Source organism: Dactylosporangium sucinum (assembly GCF_014647515.1).
In the GTDB taxonomy this organism is placed as follows: domain Bacteria; phylum Actinomycetota; class Actinomycetes; order Mycobacteriales; family Micromonosporaceae; genus Dactylosporangium; species Dactylosporangium sucinum.
In genome coordinates this window covers 126,810-152,628 of the sequence record NZ_BMPI01000006.1, presented here as the reverse complement: position 1 = coordinate 152,628, position 25,819 = coordinate 126,810, and the positions used below count along the sequence as shown (strand labels likewise).

Annotated in this window: 26 protein-coding genes; 11 read left to right on the top strand and 15 right to left on the bottom strand. The window is 72.5% G+C overall.

From position 1 onward, the window contains the following. Positions 1 to 415: 415 nt before the first annotated feature. Positions 416 to 2,068, bottom strand: coding sequence for a DNA repair helicase XPB (locus IEZ31_RS07890; RefSeq protein ID WP_190249093.1), 1,653 nt, complete (start codon positions 2,066 to 2,068; stop codon positions 416 to 418). A gap of 388 nt (positions 2,069 to 2,456) precedes the next feature. On the opposite strand from IEZ31_RS07890, the gene IEZ31_RS07885 reads away from it, so the two are divergent. After that, positions 2,457 to 2,651, top strand: a complete 195-nt coding sequence (locus IEZ31_RS07885; protein ID WP_190249092.1) for a hypothetical protein — start codon at positions 2,457 to 2,459, stop codon at positions 2,649 to 2,651. A 21-nt stretch (positions 2,652 to 2,672) separates the two neighbouring features. Here the strand turns inward: IEZ31_RS07885 and IEZ31_RS07880 are convergent, their stop codons facing one another. Further along, complete coding sequence (locus IEZ31_RS07880) at positions 2,673 to 5,036, bottom strand: helicase-associated domain-containing protein (protein ID WP_190249091.1); 2,364 nt, start codon at positions 5,034 to 5,036, stop codon at positions 2,673 to 2,675. 82 nt (positions 5,037 to 5,118) lie between these two features. After that, positions 5,119 to 6,738 carry a glycosyl hydrolase family 18 protein gene (locus tag IEZ31_RS07875; RefSeq protein ID WP_190249090.1) on the bottom strand — a complete coding sequence of 540 codons (1,620 nt, stop codon included), beginning with the start codon at positions 6,736 to 6,738 and terminating at the stop codon, positions 5,119 to 5,121. A gap of 135 nt (positions 6,739 to 6,873) precedes the next feature. Here IEZ31_RS07875 and IEZ31_RS07870 point away from each other — a divergent pair, with 135 nt between their 5' ends. Together IEZ31_RS07870 and IEZ31_RS58160 are read left to right on the top strand one after the other, a co-directional pair. Continuing rightward, complete coding sequence (locus IEZ31_RS07870; protein ID WP_268241656.1) at positions 6,874 to 7,512, top strand: HAD family hydrolase; 639 nt, start codon at positions 6,874 to 6,876, stop codon at positions 7,510 to 7,512. 64 nt (positions 7,513 to 7,576) lie between these two features. Then, on the top strand, positions 7,577 to 7,975 hold the full coding sequence (locus tag IEZ31_RS58160) for a cold-shock protein (protein ID WP_190249089.1): 399 nt from the start codon (positions 7,577 to 7,579) through the stop codon (positions 7,973 to 7,975). A 68-nt stretch (positions 7,976 to 8,043) separates the two neighbouring features. Here IEZ31_RS58160 and IEZ31_RS07860 read toward each other — a convergent pair whose 3' ends face one another. The 3 genes from IEZ31_RS07860 to IEZ31_RS07850 all read right to left on the bottom strand — a co-directional run bounded on the left by IEZ31_RS07860 (position 8,044) and on the right by IEZ31_RS07850 (position 11,939). Then, entirely contained in the window at positions 8,044 to 8,862 is an 819-nt protein-coding gene (locus tag IEZ31_RS07860) for a 1,4-dihydroxy-6-naphtoate synthase (RefSeq protein WP_190249088.1), read from the bottom strand. A gap of 576 nt (positions 8,863 to 9,438) precedes the next feature. Then, positions 9,439 to 10,131, bottom strand: a complete 693-nt coding sequence (locus tag IEZ31_RS07855; RefSeq protein WP_190249087.1) for a futalosine hydrolase — start codon at positions 10,129 to 10,131, stop codon at positions 9,439 to 9,441. Continuing rightward, positions 10,128 to 11,939, bottom strand: a complete 1,812-nt coding sequence (locus tag IEZ31_RS07850) for an MFS transporter (RefSeq protein WP_190249086.1) — start codon at positions 11,937 to 11,939, stop codon at positions 10,128 to 10,130. Before IEZ31_RS07850 ends, IEZ31_RS07855 begins: the two co-directional genes overlap by 4 nt. Positions 11,940 to 12,066: 127 nt before the next feature. On the opposite strand from IEZ31_RS07850, the gene IEZ31_RS07845 reads away from it, so the two are divergent. Further along, a complete protein-coding gene (locus IEZ31_RS07845) occupies positions 12,067 to 12,918 on the top strand; it encodes a DUF3027 domain-containing protein (RefSeq protein ID WP_190249085.1) in 852 nt (283 codons plus the stop codon). Further along, the gene (locus tag IEZ31_RS07840) at positions 12,905 to 13,579 is read left to right on the top strand and encodes a helix-turn-helix domain-containing protein (RefSeq protein ID WP_190249084.1); all 675 of its coding nucleotides are present in this window, start codon (positions 12,905 to 12,907) and stop codon (positions 13,577 to 13,579) included. The genes IEZ31_RS07845 and IEZ31_RS07840 overlap by 14 nt, the downstream gene beginning before the upstream one ends. Here IEZ31_RS07840 and IEZ31_RS07835 read toward each other — a convergent pair. Both IEZ31_RS07835 and IEZ31_RS07830 read right to left on the bottom strand, forming a co-directional pair. Then, entirely contained in the window at positions 13,560 to 13,961 is a 402-nt protein-coding gene (locus IEZ31_RS07835) for a VOC family protein (RefSeq protein WP_190249083.1), read from the bottom strand. The genes IEZ31_RS07840 and IEZ31_RS07835 overlap by 20 nt on opposite strands. Positions 13,962 to 13,971: 10 nt before the next feature. Beyond that, positions 13,972 to 14,208: a DUF2530 domain-containing protein gene (locus IEZ31_RS07830; protein ID WP_190249193.1), complete on the bottom strand. Its 237-nt coding sequence runs from the start codon at positions 14,206 to 14,208 to the stop codon at positions 13,972 to 13,974. Between the two features lie 104 nt (positions 14,209 to 14,312). On the opposite strand from IEZ31_RS07830, the gene IEZ31_RS07825 reads away from it, so the two are divergent. From IEZ31_RS07825 to IEZ31_RS07815, 3 genes are read left to right on the top strand one after another with little or no spacing between them, the layout of a single operon-like run. Next, the gene (locus IEZ31_RS07825) at positions 14,313 to 14,753 is read left to right on the top strand and encodes a MarR family winged helix-turn-helix transcriptional regulator (protein WP_190249192.1); all 441 of its coding nucleotides are present in this window, start codon (positions 14,313 to 14,315) and stop codon (positions 14,751 to 14,753) included. After that, on the top strand, positions 14,750 to 16,024 hold the full coding sequence (locus IEZ31_RS07820; RefSeq protein WP_190249082.1) for an MFS transporter: 1,275 nt from the start codon (positions 14,750 to 14,752) through the stop codon (positions 16,022 to 16,024). The genes IEZ31_RS07825 and IEZ31_RS07820 overlap by 4 nt, the downstream gene beginning before the upstream one ends. A 33-nt stretch (positions 16,025 to 16,057) precedes the next feature. Further along, positions 16,058 to 16,840, top strand: a complete 783-nt coding sequence (locus tag IEZ31_RS07815; RefSeq protein ID WP_190249081.1) for a maleylpyruvate isomerase family mycothiol-dependent enzyme — start codon at positions 16,058 to 16,060, stop codon at positions 16,838 to 16,840. 273 nt (positions 16,841 to 17,113) lie between these two features. Here the strand turns inward: IEZ31_RS07815 and IEZ31_RS07810 are convergent, their stop codons facing one another. From IEZ31_RS07810 to IEZ31_RS07800, 3 genes are read right to left on the bottom strand one after another with little or no spacing between them, the layout of a single operon-like run. Continuing rightward, a complete protein-coding gene (locus IEZ31_RS07810) occupies positions 17,114 to 17,659 on the bottom strand; it encodes a dihydrofolate reductase family protein (protein ID WP_190249080.1) in 546 nt (181 codons plus the stop codon). Next, positions 17,659 to 18,123 (bottom strand): SRPBCC family protein, encoded by a 465-nt coding sequence (locus tag IEZ31_RS07805; protein ID WP_190249079.1) that lies wholly within the window; start codon positions 18,121 to 18,123, stop codon positions 17,659 to 17,661. The genes IEZ31_RS07810 and IEZ31_RS07805 overlap by 1 nt, the downstream gene beginning before the upstream one ends. Then, positions 18,120 to 18,464: an ArsR/SmtB family transcription factor gene (locus IEZ31_RS07800; protein WP_190249078.1), complete on the bottom strand. Its 345-nt coding sequence runs from the start codon at positions 18,462 to 18,464 to the stop codon at positions 18,120 to 18,122. The genes IEZ31_RS07805 and IEZ31_RS07800 overlap by 4 nt, the downstream gene beginning before the upstream one ends. Positions 18,465 to 18,626: 162 nt before the next feature. On the opposite strand from IEZ31_RS07800, the gene IEZ31_RS07795 reads away from it, so the two are divergent. Both IEZ31_RS07795 and IEZ31_RS07790 read left to right on the top strand, forming a co-directional pair. Further along, positions 18,627 to 19,151, top strand: coding sequence for a hypothetical protein (locus IEZ31_RS07795; protein ID WP_190249077.1), 525 nt, complete (start codon positions 18,627 to 18,629; stop codon positions 19,149 to 19,151). After that, entirely contained in the window at positions 19,148 to 19,792 is a 645-nt protein-coding gene (locus IEZ31_RS07790) for a 2'-5' RNA ligase family protein (protein ID WP_190249076.1), read from the top strand. The genes IEZ31_RS07795 and IEZ31_RS07790 overlap by 4 nt, the downstream gene beginning before the upstream one ends. 6 nt (positions 19,793 to 19,798) lie before the next feature. On the opposite strand, the gene IEZ31_RS07785 is transcribed toward IEZ31_RS07790, so the two are convergent. From IEZ31_RS07785 to IEZ31_RS07770, 4 genes are all read right to left on the bottom strand, one after another. After that, positions 19,799 to 20,785, bottom strand: coding sequence for an aldo/keto reductase (locus tag IEZ31_RS07785; RefSeq protein ID WP_190249075.1), 987 nt, complete (start codon positions 20,783 to 20,785; stop codon positions 19,799 to 19,801). A gap of 518 nt (positions 20,786 to 21,303) precedes the next feature. Next, positions 21,304 to 22,413, bottom strand: a complete 1,110-nt coding sequence (gene sepH / locus IEZ31_RS07780) for a septation protein SepH (protein ID WP_190249074.1) — start codon at positions 22,411 to 22,413, stop codon at positions 21,304 to 21,306. A gap of 118 nt (positions 22,414 to 22,531) precedes the next feature. Further along, positions 22,532 to 23,647 carry a phosphoserine transaminase gene (serC, locus tag IEZ31_RS07775; protein WP_190249073.1) on the bottom strand — a complete coding sequence of 372 codons (1,116 nt, stop codon included), beginning with the start codon at positions 23,645 to 23,647 and terminating at the stop codon, positions 22,532 to 22,534. 148 nt (positions 23,648 to 23,795) lie between these two features. Then, complete coding sequence (locus tag IEZ31_RS07770; RefSeq protein ID WP_190249072.1) at positions 23,796 to 24,902, bottom strand: citrate synthase 2; 1,107 nt, start codon at positions 24,900 to 24,902, stop codon at positions 23,796 to 23,798. A 159-nt stretch (positions 24,903 to 25,061) separates the two neighbouring features. On the opposite strand from IEZ31_RS07770, the gene pdxH reads away from it, so the two are divergent. Continuing rightward, complete coding sequence (gene pdxH / locus IEZ31_RS07765) at positions 25,062 to 25,709, top strand: pyridoxamine 5'-phosphate oxidase (protein WP_373294525.1); 648 nt, start codon at positions 25,062 to 25,064, stop codon at positions 25,707 to 25,709. Positions 25,710 to 25,819: the final 110 nt, after the last annotated feature.

The following is a 25,819-nucleotide window of genomic DNA, read 5'->3' as shown; positions in this document are numbered from 1 at the left end:
CTCGCTCGGCCCCGGTCTCGCTCGGCCCCGGGTCTCGCGTGGCCCGGTTCCGCAGGCCCAACTCTCCGCGAGCACCCGACCCCCGCGCACGCCTCCATCCCACAGCGGCTCCGGTCTCGCGGCCCCGTCCCTGCACGAGCTTCCGAGCACACCCGAGCCCCGAGCCGCTCCCGGCCTGGCCCGCGCACCTCTTGGCCCGCGCACCTCTTGGCCCGCGCACCTCTTGGCCCGCGCACCTCCCGGCCGGCGGTCCTGAGCGGCCCCCAGCCAGCGCAGCCCCCAGCCAGCGTGGCCCCAGGCCCGCCCGGGGCCCGCGCACCCTCCCGGCCCGGGGCCCTGAGTGGCTCCCGCCCGCGCAGCCCCCAGCCCGGCCCGCGCAGCTCCCGGCCGGGGGTCCTGAGCGGCGGCGGGGGAGCTAGTCCGTCACCTGGCGGAGGATGTCGTCGGCGTCGGTGATGGTGTACGCGTAGCCCTGCTCGGCCAGGAAGCGTTGGCGGTGCGCGGCATACTCGGTGTCGATCGTGTCGCGGGCCACCACCGTGTAGAAGTGGGCCTGGCGCTTGTCGGCCTTCGGGCGCAGGACGCGCCCCAGGCGTTGGGCCTCCTCCTGGCGGGAGCCGAAGCTGCCCGAGACCTGGATGGCCACGGCGGCCTCCGGCAGGTCGATGGAGAAGTTGCCGACGCGGGAGATGACCAGGGTCTTCAGGGCGCCCGAGCGGAACTCGTCGAAGAGGCGCTCGCGCTCCTTGTTGGTCGTCGCGCCCTGCACGATCGGGGCGTCGAGGAACTCGCCCAGGTGGTGGAGCTGGTCGATATACCCCCCGATCACCAGGATCTGCTCGCCCTTGTGGCGGTCGACCAGGGCGCGGACCACGGGGAGCTTGGTGCGGGCGGTCGCGGCCACGCGGTAACGCTCCTCGGGCTCGGCCACCGCATAGGCCATCCGCTCGGTGTCGGTCAGCGTCACGCGGACCTCGACGCACTCGGCCGGCGCGATCCAGCCCTGGGACTCGATGTCCTTCCACGGCGCGTCGTAGCGCTTCGGGCCGATCAGGGAGAACACGTCGCCCTCGCGGCCGTCCTCGCGGACCAGGGTGGCGGTCAGGCCGAGGCGGCGGCGGGCCTGCAGGTCGGCGGTGAAGCGGAAGATCGGCGCGGGCAGCAGGTGGACCTCGTCGTAGACGATCAGGCCCCAGTCGCGGGCGCCGAACAGGTCGAGGTGCGGGAACACGCCGCCGCGGCGGGTCGTGAGCACCTGGTAGGTCGCGATGGTGACCGGACGGATCTCCTTGCGCTCCCCGGAATACTCGCCGATCTCCTCCTCGGTGAGGCTCGTGCGGGCGATCAGCTCGCGCTTCCACTGCCGGCCGGCGACCGTGTTGGTCACCAGGATCAGCGTGGTGGCCTTCGCCTCGGCCATCGCGGCCGCGCCGACGAGCGTCTTGCCGGCGCCGCACGGGAGCACGACGACGCCCGAGCCGCCGGCCCAGAACGAGTCGACGGCCTCGCGCTGGTAGGACCGCAGGGCCCAGCCGTCCTCGGCCAGGTCGATCGCGTGCGCCTCGCCGTCGACGTAACCGGCGAAGTCCTCGGCCGGCCAGCCCAGCTTCAGCAGGGCCTGCTTGAGCCGGCCGCGCTCGGAGGCGTGCACGATCACCGTGTCGGAGTCGATGTGCGCGCCGAGCATGCCGGCCAGCTTCTTGCTCTTGGCCACCTCGACCAGCACGGCCCGGTCGAGCGCCCGCAGGACGAGGCCGTGGACGGGGTCGTTGAGCAGCTGGAGGCGCCCATAGCGGTCCATCGTCTCGGCGATGTCAACCAGCAGCGCGTGCGGCACCGGATAGCGCGAGAAGCGCAGCAGCGCGTCGACCACGCCCTCGGCGTCGTGGCCGGCGGCGCGTGCGTTCCACAGGCCGAGCGGGGTCAGCCGATAGGTGTGGACGTGCTCCGGCGAGCGCTCGAGCTCGGCGAACGGAGCGATCGCCATGCGGCACGCGAGCGCGTCCGGGTGGTCGACCTCGAGCAGCAGGGTCTTGTCGGACTGGACGATCAGTGGACCTTCTGGCACGGCACCCAGTGTCGCACGCACCCCCGACAGTTCCCAGATATCGGGACGATGCAACCGGAGCCCCGGCGAGCCGCGTCAAGGGTATTGATGGCCACGTGGCCATCGAACGGAAGCCGGGCGTGCGCGTTCGGACCGAGCGGCCCGAGCGCCGCCGGTCGTCGCATCGGGGGCGGGCGCGTCGTCCGATCCGGACCGTAGGAGGTCCGGCAGCAAGAGCCGTGGAAGGCACGGCCGCAAGGGCCGTGGAACGGCACGGCAGAAAAGGCCGTGGAAGGCACGGCCGCAAGGGCTGCGGACGGGCGCGGCCGCAAGGGCTGTGAAAGGCACGGCCGCAAGGGCCGCGGAAGGGCACGGCCGCAAGGGCCGCGGAAGCCGTAAACTGGCCGACATGGGTCCCCGCGTGACCTTGGCGTTCGGCGGGTTCGCCGCCCTCACCGTGGCGGTCGGCTGGTTCCTGCTCTCCTCGCAGGTCGCCCACACCGACGTCCAGACGGCCGTCAGCGAGTCCCTCGGCGCCATCCTGATCGCCATGATCGTCATGTCCGTGATCGGCGCGATCCGCCGTGGCGGTACCGACAAATAGGACCGACGAACAAGCGAGGGGTCAGCCCTCCTCCGGCACCGCCGCCGTGATGCGGTGCAGCGCGAACGTGTGGAGCATCTCGGTCCGCTCGTCCTCCGCCCGCAGGTAGCCGGAGCCCATCGACACCGGCCGCACCAGGCGCGAGGCCGTTGCTCCATGGGCGTCGATGTACCCCACCCAGACCCGCGTCTTGTCCCGCAGCGCCTGCTGCAGCACCTCCAGCGCCTCCGTGTGGGAGGCGGTCGCCGCGCCGTTCGCGCGGACGGTCACCGGCGCGCGCCGGGCCACCCGCGCCGCCGCGTCGCCCCGGCGGATCTGCTCGATCACCCCGGCGAGCCGCGGGGTCGACAGGCGCACGCCGGCCGCCGGATCTTCGACGCCACGGTACGCCCAGGTCGGCCGCGGCGGACCCCGGCGCACCTTCGGCCGGGCGAGCACCGCCGCACCCGTCGCGTCCTCCTGGACGGGCGGGTACCCGGCCTCCCGCAGCGCCTCCAGCAGCCGTTGCGGGGTGTGCCGGCTGGTCAGCACGCTCGGCGCCAGCCGGCGCAGGTTGAGCGGCTGCAGCCGCCGGTCGGCGAGCACCTCGGCGATCAGCGACTCGTCGTCGCTGCGCACGTAGGAGTTGGCCGATCCCACGCGCATCCCGCCGTGCTTGCGGGCCATGTCGTCGATGAGGTACGTCAGGGTCTGCGGGACCGGCGTGCGGGACCGGCGAGCCAGCAGCGCGTGCAGGTCGGCGGCCGAGTAGCCGGCGTCCAGGCTGCGCCGCACGGTGTCGGCCGTGATCCGGTAGACGCTGGCCGACTCCTGGGTGCCCAGCAGCTCCAGCTCGGCGCCGAGCCCGGGCTCGGGCGGCCCGGGCACGATGACGGAGAGGTCGGCCTGCAGCAGCACGTGGTCGACGGGCGCCGGCAGCAGCGTGTCGAGCAGCGCCGCCGAGCCGATGAGCGCTATGCCCTCGGGCGAGTTGAGGCCGAGCGGGTCGTCGGCGTCGACGACGTCGCTGGCCAGCTCCTCCAGCAGCAGCCGGCCGTAGGTGGTGAGCCCGTCGAAGCCGGTCAGCCCGACGAACGCGGCCTCGGCCAGGCTCGCCTCCACACCCGCCGACACGCCCCGGGTGATCCGCCGGGGCGCCCGCCAGGCGAGCACCTCGACGACATCGGCCCGCGCCGCGGTCGCGCCCGGCGGCAGGTCGGCCAGCACCTGCAGGGCGGCGCGGCGCTGGGCCGGCGCCCCGGGCCGGGACAGTTCGGGCGCGAGCGCGTTGATCGGGCGATCGCGGTCGTCGCGCTGCCCGACCAGCGACGCCGCGCGGGTCATGGTCAGCCAGGTGACCGCCAGCCGGTGCCAGCGGGCGGCGATGCCCATGGCCCGCCAGGCGTCGTACGCGATCGTCGGCAGGAAGACGCTCTCCACCCGCTTGGTGTCGACGATCTCCTCGCCCAGCAGTCCGGCGGCGGTGACGATCTCCACCAGGAGTGCCGTGGACTGTTCGTCGACGCCCACCGTCTTGGAGTACCGCCGGAGCTCCCGAATCCCGAGTCCACCGGACCGCAGCACGGCGGGTGGCTCGGCCCCGATCGTCTCGACCAGCGCCTCGGCGTTGCGGACGAGCTCCAGCACCTGGCCGGCGCCCGCCCGGTCGACCTGGGCGGGGTCGCGCTGCGGCGCCTCCATCGGCGGCGGGTCGGGGTGCAGCTGGCCGAGCGGGCCGGCGTCGCGCCGCAGCACCAGGGAGATCTCGACCGGCAGCTCGACGGCGTCGCGCCCGACGGAGACCAGCAGGTGCCGGTCGACCAGCCAGCGCACCGGCGAGTCCGAGCCGGGCTCCAGGCTCGCCGGGGTCACGGTGCCGACCGGCGGCCCGGCCGCGAGGCGGTCGAGCACGGCGCGGGCGGCGGGCGGCGCGGCGAGCAGCGTCCGGCGCAGCCCGGCGGCGTCGCTGACCAGCGCGCCGGCCATCGGGTCGAGCTGCTCGGCCGGCCGTCCGAGGCCCAGGGGGTACGGCGAGCACACCTCGTCGACCGCTCCCACGATCCGCACGGCCGGGTCCGGCCCGTAGGCCACGGCGTAGGAGCGCAGCAGGTCGATGGCGGCGCGGACCCGCGCGGCCTCCACCCCGGCCGGGGCGGTCAGGGCGAGGACGGCCTCGACCGAGCTGGTGTGGCCCACGCGGGTGTACCGCAGCGCGTCCAGAATCTCGAGGGTGAACGTGTCGAGCCCGTCGAGGGCCCGCGCGACGGCCACGCGCGACTGGGCGCGGTGCGCGAGCGCCGAGAAGTCCGACGGCGGCGGGATGACCAGATCGGGGCGCAGGCGGATGAGCGCCATCAGCCCCTCGTCGGGCAGGGCGCGTAAATGGTCGGCAAGCGAACTCGTCATCTCGCCTCATACGCTAACCGGCCCGGACGACGAATGAGGGCGGGCCTTGTCGAAGGCCCGCCCTCACCGTGCGTGCTAGGGGTTACGCGAGGCCGTTCTTCACGGCCGTGATGAGCTCACCGTTGCTGGTGTCGCCGGAGAGCTCCCAGAAGAACGCACCGCCGAGGCCCTGCGTCTTCGCGTAGCTCATCTTGCCGGCGATCGTGCTCGGCGTGTCGTAGCTCCACCAGTTGCTGCCGCACTTGGCGTAGGCGGTGCCACCGACGGTGCCGGTGCTCGGGCAGCTGTTCTTGAGGACCTTGTAGTCCTCGATGCCCTGCTCGTAGGTGCCGGGCGCCGCGCCGGTCGCGGTGCCGCCGGGGCCCGCCTGGGTCACGCCGGTCCAGCCGCGGCCGTAGAAGCCGATGCCGAGGAGCAGCTTGTTGGACGGGATGCCCTTGCTCTTGAGCTTCGAGATCGCGGCCTCCGAGCAGAACCCGGCGGTCGGGATGCCCGAGTAGCAGCTCAGCGGCGAGTGCGGGGCGGTCGGGCCCTGCGCGTTGAAGGCGCCGAAGTAGTCGTACGTCATCGGCATGAACCAGTCGAGGTTGTTCATCGCGCCGGCGTAGTCGGCGACGTCGATCTTGCCGCCGTTGGAGCCGTCGGCGGTGATGGCCGAGGTGACCAGCTTGCTGGAGCCGAACTTCGCCCGCAGGGCCGCGATCACGGACTTGTAGGCGTTCGGGCCGCTGGCGTCACACTGCAGGCCGCAGGCGTTCGGGTACTCCCAGTCGATGTCGATGCCGTCGAAGACACCAGCCCAGCGGGAGTCGTTGACCAGCGCGTAGCACGAGTCGGCGAACGCGGTCGGGTTGGCCGCCGCCTGGGTGAAGCCGGCGGACCAGGTCCAGCCGCCGAACGACCAGAGGACCTTCAGGTTGGGGTACTTCGCCTTGAGCTTCTTCAGCTGGTTGAAGCTGCCCCGCAGGGGCTGGTCCCAGGTGTCCGCGACGCCGTCGACCGAGTCGGCCGCCGTGTACGCCTTCTCGTAGTCCGCGTAGCTGTCACCGATCGAGCACCGGCCGCCGGTCGTGTTGCCGAACGCGTAGAGGATGTGCGTCAGCTTGGCCGCGGAGCCGCTCGTGTCGATGTTCTTCACGTGGTAGTTGCGGGCGTAGACGCCCCACTCCGCGAAGTAGCCGACGACCTTCTTCCCGCCGGGCGGGTTGCTGGTCGGCGGGTTCGAGGTCGGCGGGTTGCTGGTGGGCGGGTTGCTGGTCGGGGGGTTCGAGGTCGGCGGGTTGCTGGTCGGCGGGGTCCCGCCGCTACAGGAGACGCCGTTGATCGTGCAGTTGATCGGCGGCTTCGCGCCACTGCCGTTCATGCCCCAGCTGAAGCTGGCGCCGGCCGCGAGCGTCGGGGCCCACGACTTGTTCTTCGCGACGTAGTGCTGGCCGGTGCGGACCACGTCCGCGTCCCAGAAGCTGGTGATCTGGCCGCCCGCGGGCAGGTCGAACTCGAGCGTCCACCCGTTGATCGTGCTCGAGGTGCCGTTGGTGATCTTGTAGGTGGCGCCCCAGCCCGTCCCCCAGTCCTGGTCGACCGTGAACGTAGCGCTGAGGTTGCCGGCGGCGTTGGCGGTGGTGGTGACGATGGGGACGACGGCCGCAGCCACCGCCATGGCGGCGGCGACGATGAGGCCGTTGCGGACGGATCGTTTCATCGCGTCTCCTGGATGATCCTTTAGGAAACTTTCCTAAAAGTGTTCGTGACGCTAGTGGCCAGAGTCTCACTTCGTCAATACGTGACTCACGAGTATTTCGATGGCGTACCCACTGTGACCTGGGCATCCTTAAAGGTGTCTCAACATCAGGTTGTCATTGGCTTTGACCTCGACATGACGCTCCTCGACACCCGGCCGGGCATCGCCGCGACGTGGCGGGCGCTTACCGTCAGTACCGGTGTGCACGTCGACGCCGACCTCGCCGTGAGCCGGCTCGGGCCGCCGCTGCGGCAGGAGGTGGCCGAGTGGTTCCCGCCGGAGCGGGTCGAGGAGGCCGTCGACCTATACCGCTCGCTCTATCCGTCGCACGCCATCGCCCCTGCTGTAGCGCTTCCCGGGTCGCTCGAGGCGCTCGCCGCGGTCCGTGCGGCCGGCGGCCGGATCGTGGTCATCACGTCGAAGCTCGGCCGGCTGGCGTCACTTCATCTTGCACATTTGGGCATTCCCGTCGATAACGTCTACGGTGACGTATTCCATGCGGAAAAGGCCGCCGTTCTGATCGAGATCGGCGCTTCGGTGTACGTCGGGGACCATGTGGCCGACATGCAGGCGGGCGTTCTGGCCGGAGTTCCCGCCGTCGGGGTCACGTCGGGCCCCTGTTCGGCCGCCGAGTTGCGCGCCGCCGGAGCCACCGAGGTCTTCGCCGACCTGCACCCGTTTCCGGCATTTCTCCAACGCATGATCTCGGTTGGCCGTGCGGGAAGCGGTGACTAGCCTTGTTGTGCACATCCCGCGCCGTTGCGGCCGGGACGGGTCGAGACTGGGGAGCAGGGGCAGCGTGCCGACGGGTCGAGTGAAGTGGTACGACCAGGAGAAGGGTTTCGGGTTCCTCACCAGCGACGACGGGGGAGACGTCTTCGTGCACAAGGCGGCCCTGCCGTCGGGCGTGGGTGAGCTCAAGACCGGCCAGCGGGTCGAGTTCGGGGTGGTCGAGAGCCGCAAGGGCAGCCAGGCGCTGCAGGTGAAGCTGCTCGACGCGCCGCCGTCGGTGACGGAGGCCCGCGCGGTGGCCAACCGGCGGCCCCCGGAGGAGCTGCACGGCCTGATCGAGGACATGATCCGCGTGCTGGAGGCGAAGATTCAGCCCGACCTGCAGCGCGGCCGCTTCCCGGACCGCAAGACCTCCCGCACGGTCGCCGAGGCCGTCCACCTGGTGGCGCGGGAGCTGGAGGTCTGATCCTGCTTCGATGAGGGCCCCGCTTCCGCGGGGCCCTTCGTTATGTCTTGACCGGGAATGTCGCGCTACTATGCCTTCACCAGCGGCGTCGCGGGCACCAGGCCTTCGTCCGACGCCCGCGTCAGCAGGGCGTCCACGGCCGCGTGCCCGTCGGGCCCGAGCGAGCCGGTGAACTCGTTGACGTAGAGCTTGATGTGCTGGTCGACGACGTCCTGCTCCATCTCCTGGGCGTGCTCCAGCACGTACTGCCGGCTCGCCGCCGGGTCCGCCCAGGCCTGCCGCACCGACTCCTTGATCCAGGCGGTCGCCTGCTCGGGGTCGACCCGGTCGCGGTGGGCGATGATCGCCCCGAGCGGGATCGGCAGCCCGGTGTCGTTCTCCCACCACTCGCCGAGGTCGGCGAGCGCGTGGAGCCCGTACCGCTGGTACGTGAACCGCGCCTCGTGGATCACCAGCCCGGCGTCGAACGTCCCGGCCGCGACGGCCGGCATGATCTCCGCGAACGGCACCACCTCGACGCTCGCCGGCGGCTCCCCGGCCGACCACAGCCGCATCAGCAGATAGGCGGTCGTACGGTCCCCCGGCACCGCGACCCGCCGCCCGGCCAGGCTCTTGATCGACTGGTCCTTGACGAGCACGAGCGGCCCGCACCCGCGGCCGAGGGCGCCGCCGCACGGCAGCAGCGTGTACTGATCGAGCAGCCAGGGCAGCGCCGCGTAGCTGACCTTCACCAGGTCGAACTCCCCGCGCAACGCGGCCGTGTTCGTGACGTCGACGTCCGCGTAGGTGACGTCGAACCGCGGCGCTCCGGGCACCCTCCCATGCGCGAGCGCATGAAAGACGAAGGTGTCATTCGGGCACGGCGAGAAAGCGAGCGAAAGCGTCACAAGTCTCGAATGTAGCCCTCACCGCCGGATTCGCGCCCCGACTGGCAATTCCCCACGTGTGACCCTCGCAACTCCGCCCCGACGCAGATCTTGATCGATCCGACGCCCCGGCATCGCCCGGTCGAGGGTCCGTTCCATGATCAAAGGAAGCATCTGGTCGCCCGGGACAGCCAAAAGTTTCCCTTGATCATGGAGGCGGCTCGAAGGGCGGCTGCCCCGGATGGGCAAAGAGGGCAAATTCCCCTCGCTGTTCGTCGCGGCCAGGCTCACGCGGACCGACCTGGCGCCCCGGACGGCGGCTGGGCCACGCGGGACCGGGCTGGCGGCGCGGGACCGGGCTGGCGCCCGGACGGCGGCTGGGCCACGCGGGACCGGGCTGGCCACGCGGGACCGGGCTGGCGCCCTGACGGCGGCCGGGCCACGTGGGACCGAGCTGGCGGCGCCAGACGGGCTCGGCCGAGCCCAAGCGCTCCGGGTCGGATCGCGCGGGGCTGGATCGTGCCGGCCGGGGCGTGCAGGGCCGGGTCATGCTCGGGCGGATCGGGCCGTCGTGGCGGAAGGTCGGGGTCGGAAAGATCAGCGGCCCGACAGGGTGGCGAACGCGTCCCGGAGCGTCTCCAAAGCCTGCGGGATACGCCACGCGGCACGGTCGCGGGGCCCGACCGCGTTGGAGATCGTGCGGAGCTCGCCGAACGCCGTGGCGGGCCACAGCCGGGCCGCCGTGGCCACGCCGAACCCCTCCATGGCCTCGGCCACCGCGTCCGGGTGGCGCTTCTCGACCGTCTCCTTGGCGGCGGCCGTGCCCGTGACCGTCGCGACGGTCAGGATCGGGCCGCCGACGGCCTCCGGCAGGGCCAGGCGTAACGCGCGCAGCAGGGCCGGGTCGGCGTCGAGGCGGGCCGTGCCGAAGCCCAGCTCGTCGACGCTCTGGAAGCCGTCCGGGCCGGCCGCGCCCAGGTCGGCGGCGATCGACTCGGTCGCGACGGCCAGGCCGCCGATCTCGACCCGGCCGGCGAAGCCGCCCGCGATGCCGGCCGACAGCACCAGGTCGAACGGCGTGCCGTCGTGCACGGCGGCCGTGAGGAACTGGGCGGTCACGGCGGCCGCGGCGGCCGGGCCGACGCCCGCGGCGACGACCACGACCGGGGCGCCGGCCTCCAGCGCGTCGGGCGGCTGCGACCCGAGTCCCAGCCCGGCGAGCACCGTGTCCCGCTCGGCGTCGACGGCGGTGACGACCAGCGTCCGCCCGTAACCCAGCAACTCCCTCATCGACCCTCGTCCTCCAGCCGGGCCGTCGGGTCGGTGCCCGACGGCCGGTACAGCGTGTATCCCGGCGGGGCCACCCGCGTGGGTTCGTCCTCGACGTCGACCGCCGGCATCTTGCGCGTCTCGGCCACGCCCGGCAGCGGCATCTCGTCGGACAGCCGCCGCGTCTTCCGCCACCCGAACCGCCGCTTCTCCTGCGCCGGCGGCGTCATCTTCCGCGTCGCCCCAGCCGTCGCCCCGGTCGCCGATCCAGCCGACGACCCCGCCGACGACCCCGTGGCGGGCCGGGGCACGGTCGTCGCGTCGGAGCTCGCCGCCCGCGAGCCCTGCGAAGGCGGCGGCGGCGGAGGAGGCGGCGCGGCGGACGAGGACCCGGCCGTCGGCGAGCCGGACGTCGTGGACCCGGCGGCCGCGGGCGAGGCGGTCTGGGTGGTCTCGGACTCGGCGGCGCCCGCGTCCGGCGGCGCGCCGTGCAGCCGCTCGCGGCGCAGCGCCACGGCGGAATACAGCGCCCGCACCGCGCCCACCGTCATGAAGCCGGCCGCGACGATCATGCCCCACTGACCGCTGAACGGGATGAGGCCGACCGCGCCGCCGAGCACCCACGCGACCATGAGCAGCGTCTCGGAGTGGGCGAACGCGCTGGCCCGCACGTGCTCGTCGACCCGCTCCTGGATCGAGGCGTCGACGGCGAGCTTGGCCAGGCCGCTGGCGATCGCCGTGACCAGGCACAGCAGGGCGACGGCGCCGAGCGAGTTGCGGTCCGCGGCGATGACCGCGACGAACGCGGCGAGCACGATGCCGATCGCCTGCAGCAGCGCCGGGCGGTGGATCCGCAGCCGGGTGCCGATCGCCGTAGCCAGGAACGAGCCGACCCCGAGGGCGCCGGCCACGACCACGACCGCGGCCTCGTCGGTCAGCTCCCAGGCGGCGATGTGGACCGGGAGGGTGCCCTCCTTGATGGCGAACGCCAGGAAGAGCGTCAGGAAGCCATACAGCGCCCGCAGCGTGGCACTCCCGAGCAGCGTGGCGATGACGACCGGCCCGGACAGGGCCTTCGCCCCGCGATAGCCCTGGCGACGCAGGATCCGCGGCATCTCCTCCGGCGGATCGGAGTCGGCGCGCGGTGGGAGCCGCAGCGCGGTCACCATGCCCCAGAAGAAGACGAGGATCGCCAGCCGCAGCGGCCACTCGGCCCCGAACCGGCCGGCCAGCAGGCCGATCGGCAGGACGATGGCGCCGGCGAACGTGCCGAAGACCGACGCCCGGGCGCCCGCCTCGGACAGGCCGAGACCGGGCGGGAGCACGCGCGGGACGGCCGCGCTGCGGGCCACGCCGTAGGCCCGGGAGAGCACGAGCATGCCGAACGCGGCCGGATAGAGCGCCCAGCCGGTGAGGTGCTCGGAGATGAGGAAGGCGAGGAAGGCGCGGCCGAGCATCGTCGTGGCGAGCGCATAGCGCCGGCCGTGGCGGAAGCGGTCGAGCACCGGCCCGACCACCGGCGCCAGCAGCCCGAACGGCAGCATCGTGATGATGAGGTAAAGAGCGACGCGGTCGCGGGCCTGCCCGGCCGGCACGGAGAAGAAGATCGTGCCCGCGAGCCCCAGCGCCACCAGGGTGTCGCCCGCGCAGGACGCCGCGTGCAGGTCGAGCAGGCGCAGCATGCCGGTGCCGCCGCCGGCGCCCCGCTCCCGCACGCGCAGCAGGTTGCGCCCGAGGAACCGGCCCGCCCGCGAGGTGCCGACCGTGGCGACCCGGGCCGCGCGCACGGTGGTGACCACGGTCTGCGCCACGCCTCGTATCACCGACATGCACCCATCCTGAACCATGGGTGCGACAAGATGCGCCGCGTGGGTCGAGCGCGGCGGCCGTTTTTCGGTGGTCGCCGGAAAGAATGTGCGTCGCCCGCCGGGGCCGCTGTGCTCGCCGGGCGTGGCGATGAGGAACAATAGGGGTGTGACAGCCTCGACTGCCCCCGCCCGCGGCAGCGGCCGCGCCGCCAAGCCCGACCAGGTCTGCGCGGACGCGGTCGAGGTCGCCCGCCTCGGCTTGGACGCCGTCGATCCCGACCACGTCGGTGAGCACCTCGGTGTCGTCGCCGAGGGTGAGCGGCTCGTCACACACTTCTTCGCGTGCGGCCTGCCGGGGTATCGCGGCTGGCGCTGGGCCGTCACCGTCACCCGCATTTCGCGCAGCAAGCAGGTCACGATCTGCGAGGCGACCCTGCTGCCCGGCCCCGACGCGCTGCGCGCCCCCGAGTGGGTCCCGTGGCAGGAGCGGCTCCAGCCGGGTGACCTGGGCGTCGGCGACCTGCTGCCGACCCCGCCCGACGACCCGCGTCTCGCGCCGGGCTACGCGCAGTCCGACGACCCGGCGATCGACGAGACCAATCGGGAGATCGGCCTCGGCCGGGTCCGCGTGATGTCGCGCGAGGGGCGCCTCGACGCGGCCCAGCGGTGGTACGACGGGGAGCGCGGCCCCAACGCGCCCATCTCGGTCGCCGCGCCGGCCTCGGCCCGCTGCAGCTCCTGCGGGTTCTACCTGCAGCTCGCCGGCTCGCTGCGGCAGGCGTTCGGGGTGTGTGGCAACGAGTATGCGCCGGACGACGCGCAGGTCGTCTCGGCCGACCACGGCTGCGGCGCGCACTCCGAGGTGCTGGTCGAGCAGGTCCAGACGGTCGACGAGCTGCCGACGGTGTTCGACGACAGCGAGGTCGAGTCGGTGTCGGTGAGCCGGGCGCACGGGTCGGTCGACGAGGCCGAGCCCGCCGAGCCGTATGGGCACGGCTGAGGAACGGCCCTCCCGCATCCCGGGCGCGGTCGTCTGGCAGCGGACGCCGATGGGTCCGGGCCGCATCCTGCCCGACGGCTGCATGGACGTCATCCACATGGACGGCCGGCTGGTCGTCGCCGGCCCCGACACCGTCGCGCACCTCGCCGCACCGCCCCCCGGGCAGCGCCTGACCGCGATCCGCTTCGCGCCCGGCACGGCGGCCGGGATCCTCGGGGTTCCGGCTGACGAACTGCGGGATCTCCGGGTACCGCTGGATGATCTTTGGGGTGGGAAACGCGCCCGGCGCCTGGCCGAGCGGCTCGCCGACGCCCCCGACCGCGGGGCCGCCCTGGAGGCCGCGCTGCTCGGCATGGGTGAGCCCGCGGAGGACTGGATCGGCTTCGCCACCGCCCGGCTGCGCGGCGGCGCTCCGGTCGCGGCCGTCGCGAGCGAGGTCGGCTTCAGCGAGCGGCAGCTGCACCGGCGGAGCCTGACGGTGTTCGGCTACGGGCTGAAGACGCTCTCCCGCATCCTGCGCCTGAATCGGGCCCTCGACCTGGCCCGCGGCGGGATGACGTTCGGCGTCGTGGCGGCGACGTCGGGCTACGCCGACCAGGCCCACCTCGCGCGGGAGGTCAAGGCGCTGGCCGGCGCGCCGCTCACCGAGGTGCTGCGCTGACGGCGTAGAGGTCGACGCCGTTGCCGTCGGGGTCGCGGACGCAGCAGTACCGCTGACCCCAGAATGCGTCCCAAGGCGCCTTGTGGCTGTCGTACCCGGCCTTGACCAGCTCGTCGTGGAGCCGGTCGACCTCGTCGGGCGACTCGCACTCGAACGCGAACGCGATCCGGCCGGCTTCCTTGGGCGCGGTCCACTCCGGGTCGAAGGAGCGGATCGTCGCCTCCGTGTCCCAGGTGATCTTCATGCCGCCCGGCAGGAGGTGCTCGACATGCGGACTGTCGTTCTCGCTCAGCGGGACATCGAGGCCGAGCCGGCGATAGAAGTCGAGCGACCGGGCCATGTCGGCGACGACCACGCCGACGACGTTGAGGATGGGTGTCATGCCCCCGACGCTACGAGGCGGTCGGCTCACCCGTCTTGAAGGAATCGGACGTCCGCTGCCGCCGGCGGCGCCGGTTGCGATCGTGGACGACCATCGTGAGCAGGCCCGGGATGCCCCACAGTGCGCCGGCGACGGCGATGCCGAACCAGCTGCCGTGCCCGTTCTCGGCGAGTTCGTCCCGGAGCGGGAGCATGACCAGGATCGCGACGATCCACAGGCCGATGCCCGCGAGGGCGAACGGCACCATCGGCGGGTCGAGCGGCTTCGGCGGCGTGGTCACGCGCCCACGGTACCCCCGTGATCACCGACACAGGTCGTTAGCCATGCTCATTAGGTAAGCTAACGAATGTGATGGTTCGTGTTCCCAAAATCGCAGGTGCCCAGCTCGCGGCGGCGCTCCGGGACAGCATCACCCGACTCAACCGCCGGCTGCGCCAGGCTCGCCCGATCGGTGACCTCACGATCACCCAGCTCTCCGCGCTGACCAGCCTGGAGCTGCACGGGGCGCTGACACCGCGCGAGCTCGCCGAGGCCGAGCGGGTCCAGCCGCCGACGCTGACCAAGATCGTGGCCAAGCTGGAGGACCGCGGGCTCGTCCAGCGCAGCCCCCACCCGACCGACGGCCGCCAGGTCATCCTGGCCGCCACCGAGACCGGTCGCGCCGTCGTCGCCGAGCACCGCCGGGCCCGCGACGAGTGGCTCGCCAAGCAGCTCATGGCCCTCACCCCGGAGGAGCGGTCCGTCCTGGCCCAGGCCGCCGAGATTCTGGGGCGGATCGGCCGCAGCGCATGACGACCTTCGGCTCGCTCAAGGTCCGCAACTACCGCCTCTTCACCACCGGCCAGCTGATCAAACTGCTCGGCACGTGGATGCTGTTCACCGCGCAGGACTGGCTGGTCCTCCAGCTCTCCGGCAACAGCGCGAGCGCGCTCGGCGTGGTGACGGCGCTGCAGTTCACGCCGGTGCTGCTGCTCACGTTGTACGGCGGGCAGCTCGCCGACAGGTACGACAAGCGTCGCCTGCTGCTGATCGCGAACGGCGCCGCGGCCGTGGTCGCGACCCTGCTCGGGGTGCTCGTCGTGTCCGGCGTGGTCACCCTGGTGTGGGTGTTCGTGACGGCCGCCCTGTTCGGCATGATCAGCGCGATCGAGACGCCGGTGCGCCAGTCGTTCGTGTCCGAGCTGGTCACGAAGGAGCTGCTGCCCAACGCGCTCTCGCTGTCGTCGGCGACGTTCAACACCGCCCGGGTGGTCGGTCCCGCGGTCGCCGGCATCGTCATCGCCCTGCTCGGCGACTCGACCGGCCCGATCTTCCTGCTCACCGCGCTGCTGAGCATCGCACCGCTGGTCTCCCTCGCCCGGATGCGTTCCTCCGAGTTGTACCGCGTGGAGCGCGAGCCCGTCGCGGCGCGCGATGTGCGGACGGTCGACGGGTTGCGGTACGTCTGGCGGCGCCCCGACCTCAGCCTGGCCATCTTCCTGGTGCTGGTCATCGGCCTGTTCGGCTTCAACTTCCAGCTCACCCTGGCGGTGCTCGCCCGCGTCGAGTTCAAGGTCGACGCGCAGTACTTCGGCCTGCTCACCACCGCGATCGCGGTCGGCGCGCTGGCCGGCGCCCTCGCCAGCTCCCGCCGCCGGTCCCGCCCGTCGGTGTGGCGGGTGCTCGCCGCGGCCATCCTGTTCGGCGCGTTCGAGACGCTGGTCGGCTTCGCCCCGAGCTTCATCGCCGCGGTCGTGCTCCTGCTGCCGACCGGCTTCTTCATGATCTACTTCGCGCAGGCCGCCAACCAGCGGGTCCAGCTCGGCACCGACGCCGCCTTCCGCGGCCGCGTCATGGCCCTCTACGTGCTGGTCTTCCTGGGCAGCACGCCGCTGGGCTCCCTGGTCATCGGCTGGTGCGCCGAGCAGTTCGGCCCGCGTTCCGGCATCTGGGCGGGCGGCCTGATCTCCCTGCTCGCGACGCTGGTCGTGACCGTCTTCCAGCTGCGCAAGGCCGGCGGCAAGGTCCGCGTCCACCTGCGCCCGCGCCCGCACGTGCAGGTGGTGCTGGAGCCGGTGCGCTGAAAAATGTCGTACCCCTGTGGTTAGGTCGCGGGCATGGAACGGTCACGTTTGCTGGAGTGCCTCGCCGACGACTATCTGAGGTTGCGCACCGTCGCGGGCCGGGACCTCGGGGCCCCGGTCCCGAGCTGCCCGGACTGGACGACGGCGGATCTGGTCCGCCACGTCGCGGAGGTCTATCTGCACAAGGCGACGACGATGCGCGACGGCGCCTTCCCCGATCCCTGGCCGCCGGACGAGCTGGCGGCGGAGGCGCCGGTCGCCCTGCTCGACCGGGCCTACGGTGCGCTGATCGAGGAGTTCGCCCGCCGCGCCGACGCCGACCCGACCCCGACCTGGCACAAGCCCGACCAGACCGTCCGCTTCTGGATCCGCCGCATGGCGCAGGAGTCGGTCATCCACCGCATCGACGCCGAGCTGGCCCTCCAGGCCCCGGTCGCCCCGATCCCGGACGACCTCGCCGTCGACGGCATCGACGAGGTCCTCAAGCTGTTCGTCGACTACGGCACCCACGCCTGGCCCGGCGAGTTCACCGCCGCCCTGAGCGCGGCCAAGGGCCGCACGCTGGCCGTCCGGGTCACCGACGGCCCGGCCTGGCTGGTCCGCACCGACCCCGACGCGGTGACGGTCACCGACGCCGCGCCGTCCACGCTGCCCGACGCCGACGCGGTGATCCACGGCGCGGCCACCCCGGTGCTGCGCTGGCTCTGGGCACGAGAGTCCAGCCCGACGGCCGATGCGCAACCGCTCGTCGCGGTGGAAGGTGACGAGGAGGCCTTGAGGGAGTTCCGCTCGGTGCTGGTCGCGTCGACCCAGTAGCGGCACCTTCCGGCCGGGCCTACGGAGCCGGCAGCAGGGCTGGGTCGGCGGCGGCGAGGGGGCGCCGCCGGCCGAGTCCCGCTGCTTCCGCCCTGCCAGGTTCGCCGAGTCCGCCGCCCGCAGGGGCGGTCACGGCCGTGACCTCGCGGCGGGTCCACCCGCCCGCCGCTCTTACCGCCGTGACGGGCTACACGTTGGGCCCACCCCCACGGCTGGGCAAACTCGGCAATCCCGGGGCCTCGATGGGCGCCGGGATTGCCGGGATCACCCCGGTCAGGTGTCGGTCGGGAGTGGCTCGTAGACGTTGAGGACCACGCCGTTGGGGAAGGCCGTGCTGGCCTTCAGACGCATCCGTACGTGGCCCAGGCCGTGCAGCGGGCGGGACGGCTCGCTCCAGATGACCGGGTGGACCCAGAGGTGCAGCTCGTCCACCAGGCCGTGGCTGACCAGCTCGTATGCGAACTCGCCGCAGCCGTAGGTCAGCAGGTTGCCAGGGTGCTCGGACTTCAGGGCGCGCACGGCTTCGGGCAGGGCGCCCGCGATCGGCTTGGCGTTCCAGTCGAGGGGCTCCGTCAGGGAACCGCTTCTAGAGGCCACGTACTTCGGCTTGGCGTTGACCTCGTCGGCGAAGGTGCCGCTCGTGGCCAGCCAGATCGGGGCCAGGGCCGCGTAGGTCCTGCGGCCCAGCAGGAAGGCGTCGGCCAGGCGGACCTCGTCCTCGCCGGCCTGCTCGTGGGCGCCGCCCGGCTGGTACCAGCCGATCGACGGGCCGATGCTCGCGTCCGCCGACATCTGGGCCGTGACGACGAGCCTGCCCATCAGAGTTTCTCCAGGTAGGTGGCCAGGGCGTCGTAGGAGGTGCTGGCGCCCTCCGCCATGCCCGAGGCGGCCATGCCGTCGCGGTCCTCCTTGGTGTCGAAGCGGGTGAGGCTGGTGATCGTGGTCTTGCCGGCCTCCTCGGTGAACTCGATCGTCTCGACGCACACGTGGCCCGGCATGCCCTCGAACTCGAAGGTCCACACGATCCGCTCGGGCTCCTGGATCTCCAGGTACTCACCGCGGAACGCGTACTCCTCGCCGTCGGCGTGCTCCACGATGCGGTACTTGCCGCCGGGGCGGAAGTCCAGCTGGATGTCGAGCGGGTTGCCCCGGCCCCACCAGTGCTTGAGGTGCTCGGGCTCGGCGTGGGCGGCGAACACCAGCGTGCGCGGCGCGTCGAACGCGCGCACCATCTTGATCTCCAGGTCGGACGGCAGGGTCACGGTCAGGTCGTCGCGGCTCATGGTTGCTCCTCCGGTCGGGTTGCTTCCTTCTGCAGTCGTTGCAGGTAATCACCGAGGCGGTCGTAGCGCTCTTCCCAGAAGCGCTCGTAGGTGGCGACCCAGCCGGCCACGTCGCGCAGCGGCGCGGCGTCGAGGCGGCACGGCCGCCACTGCGCCTCCTTGCCGCGGGTGATCAGGCCGGCCCGCTCCAGCACCTTCAGGTGCTTGGAGATGGCCTGGAGGCTGACCGGGAACGGCTCGGCGAGCTGGTTGACCGTCGCCTCACCCTCCGCCAGCCGGGCCAGGATCGCCCGCCGCGTCGGATCGGCGAGCGCGCCGAACACCTCACTCAGCCGGTCCACCGTCGTCGCCTTCCTCAACCACTCGGTTAATTAACTGCCGGGTTGAATATGCTCCTCGCGGCCGTCCGGTGTCAACCCCTTCGGTCAAAGTCCACCCCGCGAGGCGGCCGAGATTTGGCAAATTGGTGGCGATCGTTGCGCGTGCGGGCTTAGCCTCGAAGCGTGGGCGTGTTGCACGGCCTGCTCGTGGCCGGCGCCATTGGGCTCATCGCCGTGGCGCCGTGTCTGGTCTGCCTGCTGCTCATCTCGGCCGACGAAATCCTCGAACGGACCTGGCGGTTCATCCGGCGGCGGCTGCGCCGCAAGCAGCGCTCGACGCTCGGCGGCCGGTGGACCGAGACCCGCCTCGGGCGGCGCTGGCAGCTGAGCCGGCTCGGCCGGGGCGTCGAGGAGTTCACCGCAGGCGAGCGGCCCATGCCGTCGTGCCCGCCGATCGAGCAGGTCGCCGGGGACCTCCGCCGGCTCAACCGGCTGCGCGGCGGGATCGCCCTGCGGTCGCCGGTGTGGTTCAACGCGGTCCAGCGCGCGTACGACGAGGGGTTGCGGACCGCCTGCCGGCAACTCGCGGTCGAGGAGCACCTCGACGAGCTGCACGGCGTCGACCTGGAGCTCGAGCGGCTGCGCCTGGAGGGCGAGCTGCAGCGGGCCGGGCTGGTCCTGCGCGACGCGGGGGCCCAGCAGCGTTGAGACTGTTCATCGCGGCGTACCCGCCGGAGGACGTCCGCGCCCACTTCGGCGCGATGGTGAGCCGCCTGGCGGTGGCCCGGCCGATGCCGCCCGGGCGGTCCACCCGCCTCGCCACGCCCGAGCGATGGCACATCACGATCGCGTTCCTCGGCGACGTGCCGGACGAGCAGGCCGACCTGGCGGTCGAGCTGCTGCACGGGCTGTCGGCCGAGCCGCCGACGGTGCGGATCGCGGGCGGCGGCCGGTTCGGGCGTGGGCGGTTCACCACGCTGCTGGCAAAGGTCCGCGAGGAAGCCGGCGGGGTCGGCCAGGAAGCCGGCGGGGTCGGGCGGCGGGGCCGGCTCGCCGAGGGCGGTGGATCTCGGCTGGCCGCGCTCGGGCACGAGGTACGCCGGTCGTTGCGGCGTCGGCGGCTGCCGTTCGACCGCAAGCCGCTGCAGCCGCACGTCACGATCGCGCGGCCAGGAGACCGGCTGAGCGCCGGCGAGCTGGCGGCGGACCTGGCGGCGCTGGACGAGTACGAGAGCCCGTTGTGGCCGGTCGACGAGCTGCGACTCGTGCGGAGCTTCCTGGGGCCGAACCCGGCGTACGAGCCGCTGGCGACGGTGGCGCTGAGCGGGCCGCCCGGCGCCACCGCCTGAGGCGACCTACCAGGCCCACGCCTCGGGGCCGGGGCCGCCGTTGCCGACCGGCGGGAACAGCTCGTCGAGGCGGGTCAGGGTCTCGTCCTCGAGCTTCAGGTCGAGCGCGCCCAGCGCGCCGTCGAGCTGCTCCAGGGTGCGCGGGCCGATGATCGGCGCCGTCACGCCCTCCTGCGCGAGCAGCCAGGCCAGCGCGACGTTGGCCGGGTCGGCGCCGAGCTCCGCGGCCAGCTTCTCGAACGCCTCGATGGACGCCCGGTGCTTCTCCAGATCGCTGGCCGAGCGGCCCTCGCCGGAGCGGCCGGCCGCGCCCGCGGCGAGCTTGGCCAAAGCGCCGCTGAGCAGGCCGCCGTGCAGCGGCGACCAGGGGATGATCCCCAGGCCGTACTGCCGGGCCGCCGGCAGCACCTCCAGCTCGACCGTGCGCGCCATGAGGTTGTAGATGCACTGCTCGGCGACGAGCCCGAGGAAGTTGCGGCGGCGCGCCGACTCCTGCGCGGCGGCGATGTGCCATCCGGCGAAGTTGGAGCTCCCGATGTACAACACCTTTCCCTGCGCGACGAGGACCTCCATCGCCTGCCAGATTTCTTCCCAAGGAGTACTGCGGGAAATGTGGTGCATCTGGTACAGATCGATGTAATCCGTCTGGAGGCGGCGCAGTGAGGCGTTGGCCTCGGCGATGATGTGGCGGGCGGAGAGGCCCTGGCCGTTGGGCCAGTCCTGCATCTTGCCGTAGACCTTGGTGGCCAGGACGATCTTCTCGCGCCGGCCGCCGCCCTGGGCGATCCAGCGGCCGATGATGTTCTCGGTGATGCCTTCGCCGAGCTTCCACCCGTAGACGTTGGCGGTGTCGAAGAAGTTGATGCCGTGCTCGATCGCGCGGTCCATGATCGCGAAGCTGTCGGGCTCGGTCGTCTTCGGCCCGAAGTTCATGGTGCCCAGGCACAGCCGGCTGACCGACAACCCGGTCCGCCCAAGGTTCGTGTACTCCATGGACCCCAACCTATCCACGCGCCGGGGCTGTTTGCTCCCAAGATCGAGGGCGAATTTCTGGTTGCTGGGACAGCCAGAAGTCTCCCTGGATCATGAGCGGGGGCCGCGTGCTCGGCGGTGGGGGCAGGCTCAAACCTAGACGTTGGTCGATCTACCCTCATGTTGATCTCGGATCGCGAGGGTAGATCGACCAACGTCTACGTATGACCCGGGAGTTGGGGCCACGGCGGAGCGGAGCGGGGCCGCGCGGTGGCGGAGCGGGACCGGTGGCGGAGCGGCGGTGCGGGGCTGCGGCCGAGCGGGCCGCGGTGGCGGAGCGGGGCGTGGCGGAGCGGGGCGTGGCGGAGCGGGGCGTGGCGGAGCGGGCTGTGGCCGAGCGGGGCTGCGGCGGAGCAGGGCGGCAGCGGGGCGCGGCGGAGCGGGCTGTGGCCGAGCGGGGCTGCGGCCGAGCGGGCCGCGGTGGCGGAGCGGGGCGTGGCGGAGCGGGGCGCGGCGGAGCGGGCCGCGGCGGTGGAGGGTCAGCTGGTCTCGCGGGCGGCCGGGGCGCCGCCGAAGAGGACGTCGTCCCAGCTCGGCAGGCGCTTGCGCGGCTTCTCGCTCGTGGCCGACGGCTGGTCGACCGGGCCCGCGGCCGACGTCGTGTTGCGGCGGGGGCGGAGGACGGCCAGGGACGGGACGGCTGGGATCTCCTTCGACTGGTCGCCGTCGTCGTCGAACGGGGAGCGGCCGATCAGGGCCGCCGCGCCGCGCGCCCGCGTCTCGCCCTGGGCGACCGGGGGCGGGGTCACGACCGGCTGTTCGTCGGCGGCGGAGCGGCGCTCGCGCTCGCGCTCGGAGCCCAGCGGGCGGTCCAGCGACGCCAGCAGGGCGTCGCGGCCCGCGCGGATCGGGTCGGTGCCCAGCCCGCGGCCGCCCGGGCGGCGCTCGGGCGTCGCCGGGCGCATCGGCTCGTGGCCACCGGTGCGCACCGCGTCGGGGCGCAGGCCGAGGTCGCCGCGGGAGGACTCGCCGCGGCTGGGCAGGTGGCGCTCGGGGGCCGGGGGCTCCTGGCCGAGGATGTGCGGGGCGCGCTCGGTGCAGAGATACTGCGCCATGTCGTCGTGCGGCGCGACCAGCTGGCGGGCCTTGTCGAGCTCCCACACCGCCTGGGCCGTCGCCTTGCCGCTCGGCCAGGTCGCGGTGATGCGCCAGGTGCCGTCCTCGCGGCGGTAGGCGTCCCAGGAGATCTTCTCGGTGTCGATGCCGTGCTGGCCGAGCCGGGAGTCGACGACCTCGGCCAGGGAGGCGCCCTTCTCGGACGTCTTCAGGCGGGTGCGCCGGGCGTGCTGGGCCAGCATCGCCCGCTCCTGGAGGACCGGGCCCGCGTAGCGCAGGACCCGGTCGACCGGCACGCCCGCGACCCGCGCGACCTCCTCGGCCGACTCGCCGGAGCGGATGCGGGCCTGGATATCGCGCGGCGCGAGCTGCGAGGAGCCCGTCTCGATCGTGCTCGTCGGGTGGCTGTGATCGGGGCGGAGGGCGCTGTGGACGCGCTCGTCGATGGGCAGCGCAAGCAGCCGCCCAACCTCGTCGGCAAGGACGAACGCCTGGCCGTCCTCCGAGAGGGCGACGAATCGCACAGGCCGCATCGCGTGCCTCCGTCCCACCCGCTGCAGGCGCCATTCGGCCGGCGCCTTCCGGTCACAGTACGGCAACCCTAGCTGGAACGACCCACGCCGCGCCGACAGAAACCGGAAACGGAGCAGATCAGAGGCGCTCGATGACGTAGTCGACGCAGACGGTCAGGGCCTCGACGTCCGAGGGGTCGATGGCCGGGAACATCGCCACGCGGAGCTGGTTGCGACCGAGCTTGCGATACGGGTCGGTGTCGACGATGCCGTTGGCCCGCAGGACCTTCGCCACCGTGGCGGCGTCGACCGAGTCGGCGAAGTCGATCGTGCCGACGACGTTGGACCGCACCGCCGGGTCGGCGACGAACGGCGTCGCGACGGCCGAGCGCTCGGCCCACCCGTACAGGATGGACGCCGACTCCTCGCTGCGCTTGGCCGCGAACGAGAGCCCGCCGTTCGCGAGCATCCAGTCGACCTGCTCGGCGGCGAGGAAGATGGTGGCCAGGGCGGGGGTGTTGTAGGTCTGCTCCAGCCGCGAGTTGTCGATCGCCGTCTGCAGGTCGAAGAAGTCCGGGATGTACCGCCCCGACTCCTTGATCTCCGCGGCGCGCGCGATGGCGGCCGGCGAGAGCAGCGCGATCCAGAGGCCGCCGTCGGAGCCGAAGCCCTTCTGCGGCGCGAAGTAGTAGGCGTCGGTCTGAGTCAGGTCGACCTCCAGGCCGCCGGCGCCCGAGGTCGCGTCGGTGAGGTGGATCGCGTCGCCGTCGAGAGCGAGCCGCTTGACCGGCACCGCGACGCCCGTCGAGGTCTCGTTGTGGGGCGAGCAGTACGCGTCGACGCCCTCCTCGGCGCGCAGGAAGGCGCCGGTGCCGGGCTCGGCCTTGACGATCGTGGGCTCGCCGAGGAACGGGGCCTTCTTGGCGGCCGAGGCGAACTTCGCGCCGAACTCGCCGAAGCTCGCGAACTGCGCGCGGTCGCGGATGAGGCCGAAGACGGCGACCTCCCAGAACGCCGTGCTGCCGCCGTTGCCGAGGACGACCTCGTAGCCGTCGGGGAGGCTGAACAGCTCGGCGATGCCCCGGCGCAGGCGGGCGACCTCGTCGCGGACCGTCTTCTGCCGGTGGCTGGTGCCGAGGAGGCTGGTGGCGACGCCGGCGAGCGCCCGCACCGCCTCGGGCCGGACCTTGCTCGGGCCCGAGCCGAAGCGGCCGTCGGCGGGCTTGAGCTCGTCAGGGATGCGAATCTCGGCCATGAAGTACTCCGGGGTGCGGCGGCGGGCGGGTACCTCGCGGATCCTGCCATCAAAGCCGCCGGCACCCCGGCAATTTAGACGAGCGTCACATGCTACGCGTCCCCCCCGCTGCGCGCCGGCGACGCTTCCAAACTGTGCTCCGAACCGCTCACGCGTCGTGCGGGATCAGGTCCCAGCCCTCCACGTCCTGCGGCTTGCGCGGGCCCGGGCCGACGTAGCGGGCCGACGGGCGGACCAGCCGGCCGAGCTCCTTCTGCTCCAGGATGTGCGCGCTCCACCCGGCCACCCGGGCACAGGTGAACATCGACGTGAACATGTGTGCCGGCACCTCGGCGAAGTCGAGCACCACGGCCGACCAGAACTCGACGTTGGTGGCCAGCACCCGGTCGGGCCGGCGGGCGTGCAGCTCCTCCAGCGCCGCCTTCTCCAGCGCCTCGGCGATCTCGAAGCGCGGCGCACCGAGCTCCTTCGCGGTGCGCCGCAGCACGCGGGCGCGCGGGTCCTCCGCGCGGTACACCCGGTGACCGAAGCCCATCAGGCGCTCGCCGCGGTCGAGCACGTTCTTGACGTACCCCTCGGCGTCACCGCTGCGCTCGACGGCCTCGATCATGCCGAGGACGCGCGACGGCGCGCCGCCGTGCAGCGGGCCCGACAGCGCGCCGATGCCGGACGAGATGCAGGCGGCCGCGTCGGCGCCCGTGGAGGCGACCACCCGGGTGGTGAACGTGGACGCGTTCATGCCGTGCTCGGCGGCGGAGATGAAGTAGGCGTCGACCGCCTTCACGTGCCGCGGATCCGGCTCGCCCCGCCAGCGGCGCATGAACCGTTCCACAATGGTCGACGCCTTGTCGATCTCCTTCTGCGGTACCGCGGGAAGCCCCAGCCCCCGGGCGGCCTGCGCGACGAAGGAGAGCGCGGTGACGCTGACCCGCGCCAGGTCCTCGCGGGCCTGCGGGGTCTCGATGTCGAGGAGCTGACCCAGGCCCCAGTAGGGCGCCAGCATGGCCACGGCGGACTGGACGTCGACCCGGATGTCGCCGGAGTGCACCGGAACCGGGAACGGCTCGGCGGGCGGAAGACCGGGGCCGAACTTCCCGTCGACCAGCAGCGCCCAAACGTTTCCGAAGGACACCTGGCCGATGAGATCCTCGATGTCGACGCCGCGATACCGCAGCGCGCCGCCCTCTTTGTCAGGTTCGGCGATCTCGGATTCGAAAGCGATCACGCCCTCGAGTCCCGGCTTGAAATCGGACATCTCGCACTCCTGCTGTTACGGGGTGTCGGACAGTTTGTTACCCGCCGGTGTTCTCCCTGCCATCTTCGCCCCATTCGGCGGGGGTTGCCGACTGAACGGAGGCTCAGATGTGTCATACGTGACACATCTTCACGCATTTCCGGACGGCGGAGGAAGGATGTGGGCGTGAAACCCAGCACACCGCCGCAAGATTTGTCGCGCATGCGGACCGAGTACGCGGGTGAGCTCACGGAAGCGAACCTCGCCGAGGACTGGCTGACCCAGTTCGCCACCTGGTTCGCCGACGCCGTCGAGTCCGACGTTGCGGAGCCCAACGCGATGCTGCTGGCCACCGCGTCCGCCGACGGGCGGCCGTCCGCGCGCACGGTCCTGCTCAAGGGGTACGACCAGCGCGGTTTCACGTTCTTCACGAACTACGACTCGCGGAAGGGCCGCGACCTCGCGGGCAACCCGCGCGCCTCGCTCGTCTTCCCGTGGTACGCCATCCACCGCCAGGTCGTCGTCGAGGGGAGCGTGGTCCGGGTCGCGCGCGAGGAGACGGCCGAGTACTTCGCCGTCCGCCCGCGGGCCGCGCAGCTCGGCGCGTGGGCGAGCCCGCAGTCGAGCGTCATCGCGTCGCGTGACGAGCTGGAGCGTCACTACGCCGAGGCCGCCGAGCGGTTCGGCGACGGCGAGATCGAGCCGCCGCCGAACTGGGGCGGCTACCGGGTGACGCCAGAGACGGTGGAGTTCTGGCAGGGCCGCCCGAGCCGCCTGCACGACCGCCTCCGCTTCACCCCGGAGGGCGTCGAGAGGCTGGCGCCGTGACCGGTCCGGAGCGAAGCGGAGGTCGCGTGACCGGTTCAGGAGCGAAATGGAGGAGGCCGGTCACCGTGGGCTTGGTCCGGTGGGAGCGCGGCCGGAGCGAAGTGGACGAC

Excerpts from the sequence above, each read along its gene's own strand:
- IEZ31_RS07845 (WP_190249085.1), top strand. The coding sequence starts at position 12,067 with ATGAGGAACAATAGGGGTGTGACAGCCTCGACTGCCCCCGCCCGCGGC.
- IEZ31_RS07835 (WP_190249083.1), bottom strand. The coding sequence starts at position 13,961 with ATGACACCCATCCTCAACGTCGTCGGCGTGGTCGTCGCCGACATGGCC.
- IEZ31_RS07880 (WP_190249091.1), bottom strand. The coding sequence starts at position 5,036 with ATGACGAGTTCGCTTGCCGACCATTTACGCGCCCTGCCCGACGAGGGG.
- IEZ31_RS07825 (WP_190249192.1), top strand. The coding sequence starts at position 14,313 with ATGGTTCGTGTTCCCAAAATCGCAGGTGCCCAGCTCGCGGCGGCGCTC.
- IEZ31_RS07785 (WP_190249075.1), bottom strand. The coding sequence starts at position 20,785 with ATGGAGTACACGAACCTTGGGCGGACCGGGTTGTCGGTCAGCCGGCTG.
- serC (WP_190249073.1), bottom strand. The coding sequence starts at position 23,647 with ATGGCCGAGATTCGCATCCCTGACGAGCTCAAGCCCGCCGACGGCCGC.
- IEZ31_RS07805 (WP_190249079.1), bottom strand. The coding sequence starts at position 18,123 with ATGAGCCGCGACGACCTGACCGTGACCCTGCCGTCCGACCTGGAGATC.
- IEZ31_RS07840 (WP_190249084.1), top strand. The coding sequence starts at position 12,905 with ATGGGCACGGCTGAGGAACGGCCCTCCCGCATCCCGGGCGCGGTCGTC.
- IEZ31_RS07875 (WP_190249090.1), bottom strand. The coding sequence starts at position 6,738 with ATGAAACGATCCGTCCGCAACGGCCTCATCGTCGCCGCCGCCATGGCG.
- IEZ31_RS07770 (WP_190249072.1), bottom strand. The coding sequence starts at position 24,902 with ATGTCCGATTTCAAGCCGGGACTCGAGGGCGTGATCGCTTTCGAATCC.
- IEZ31_RS07885 (WP_190249092.1), top strand. The coding sequence starts at position 2,457 with ATGGGTCCCCGCGTGACCTTGGCGTTCGGCGGGTTCGCCGCCCTCACC.
- IEZ31_RS07820 (WP_190249082.1), top strand. The coding sequence starts at position 14,750 with ATGACGACCTTCGGCTCGCTCAAGGTCCGCAACTACCGCCTCTTCACC.
- IEZ31_RS07855 (WP_190249087.1), bottom strand. The coding sequence starts at position 10,131 with ATGAGGGAGTTGCTGGGTTACGGGCGGACGCTGGTCGTCACCGCCGTC.
- IEZ31_RS07810 (WP_190249080.1), bottom strand. The coding sequence starts at position 17,659 with ATGGGCAGGCTCGTCGTCACGGCCCAGATGTCGGCGGACGCGAGCATC.
- IEZ31_RS07850 (WP_190249086.1), bottom strand. The coding sequence starts at position 11,939 with ATGTCGGTGATACGAGGCGTGGCGCAGACCGTGGTCACCACCGTGCGC.
- IEZ31_RS07830 (WP_190249193.1), bottom strand. The coding sequence starts at position 14,208 with ATGGTGCCGTTCGCCCTCGCGGGCATCGGCCTGTGGATCGTCGCGATC.
- IEZ31_RS07815 (WP_190249081.1), top strand. The coding sequence starts at position 16,058 with ATGGAACGGTCACGTTTGCTGGAGTGCCTCGCCGACGACTATCTGAGG.
- sepH (WP_190249074.1), bottom strand. The coding sequence starts at position 22,413 with ATGCGGCCTGTGCGATTCGTCGCCCTCTCGGAGGACGGCCAGGCGTTC.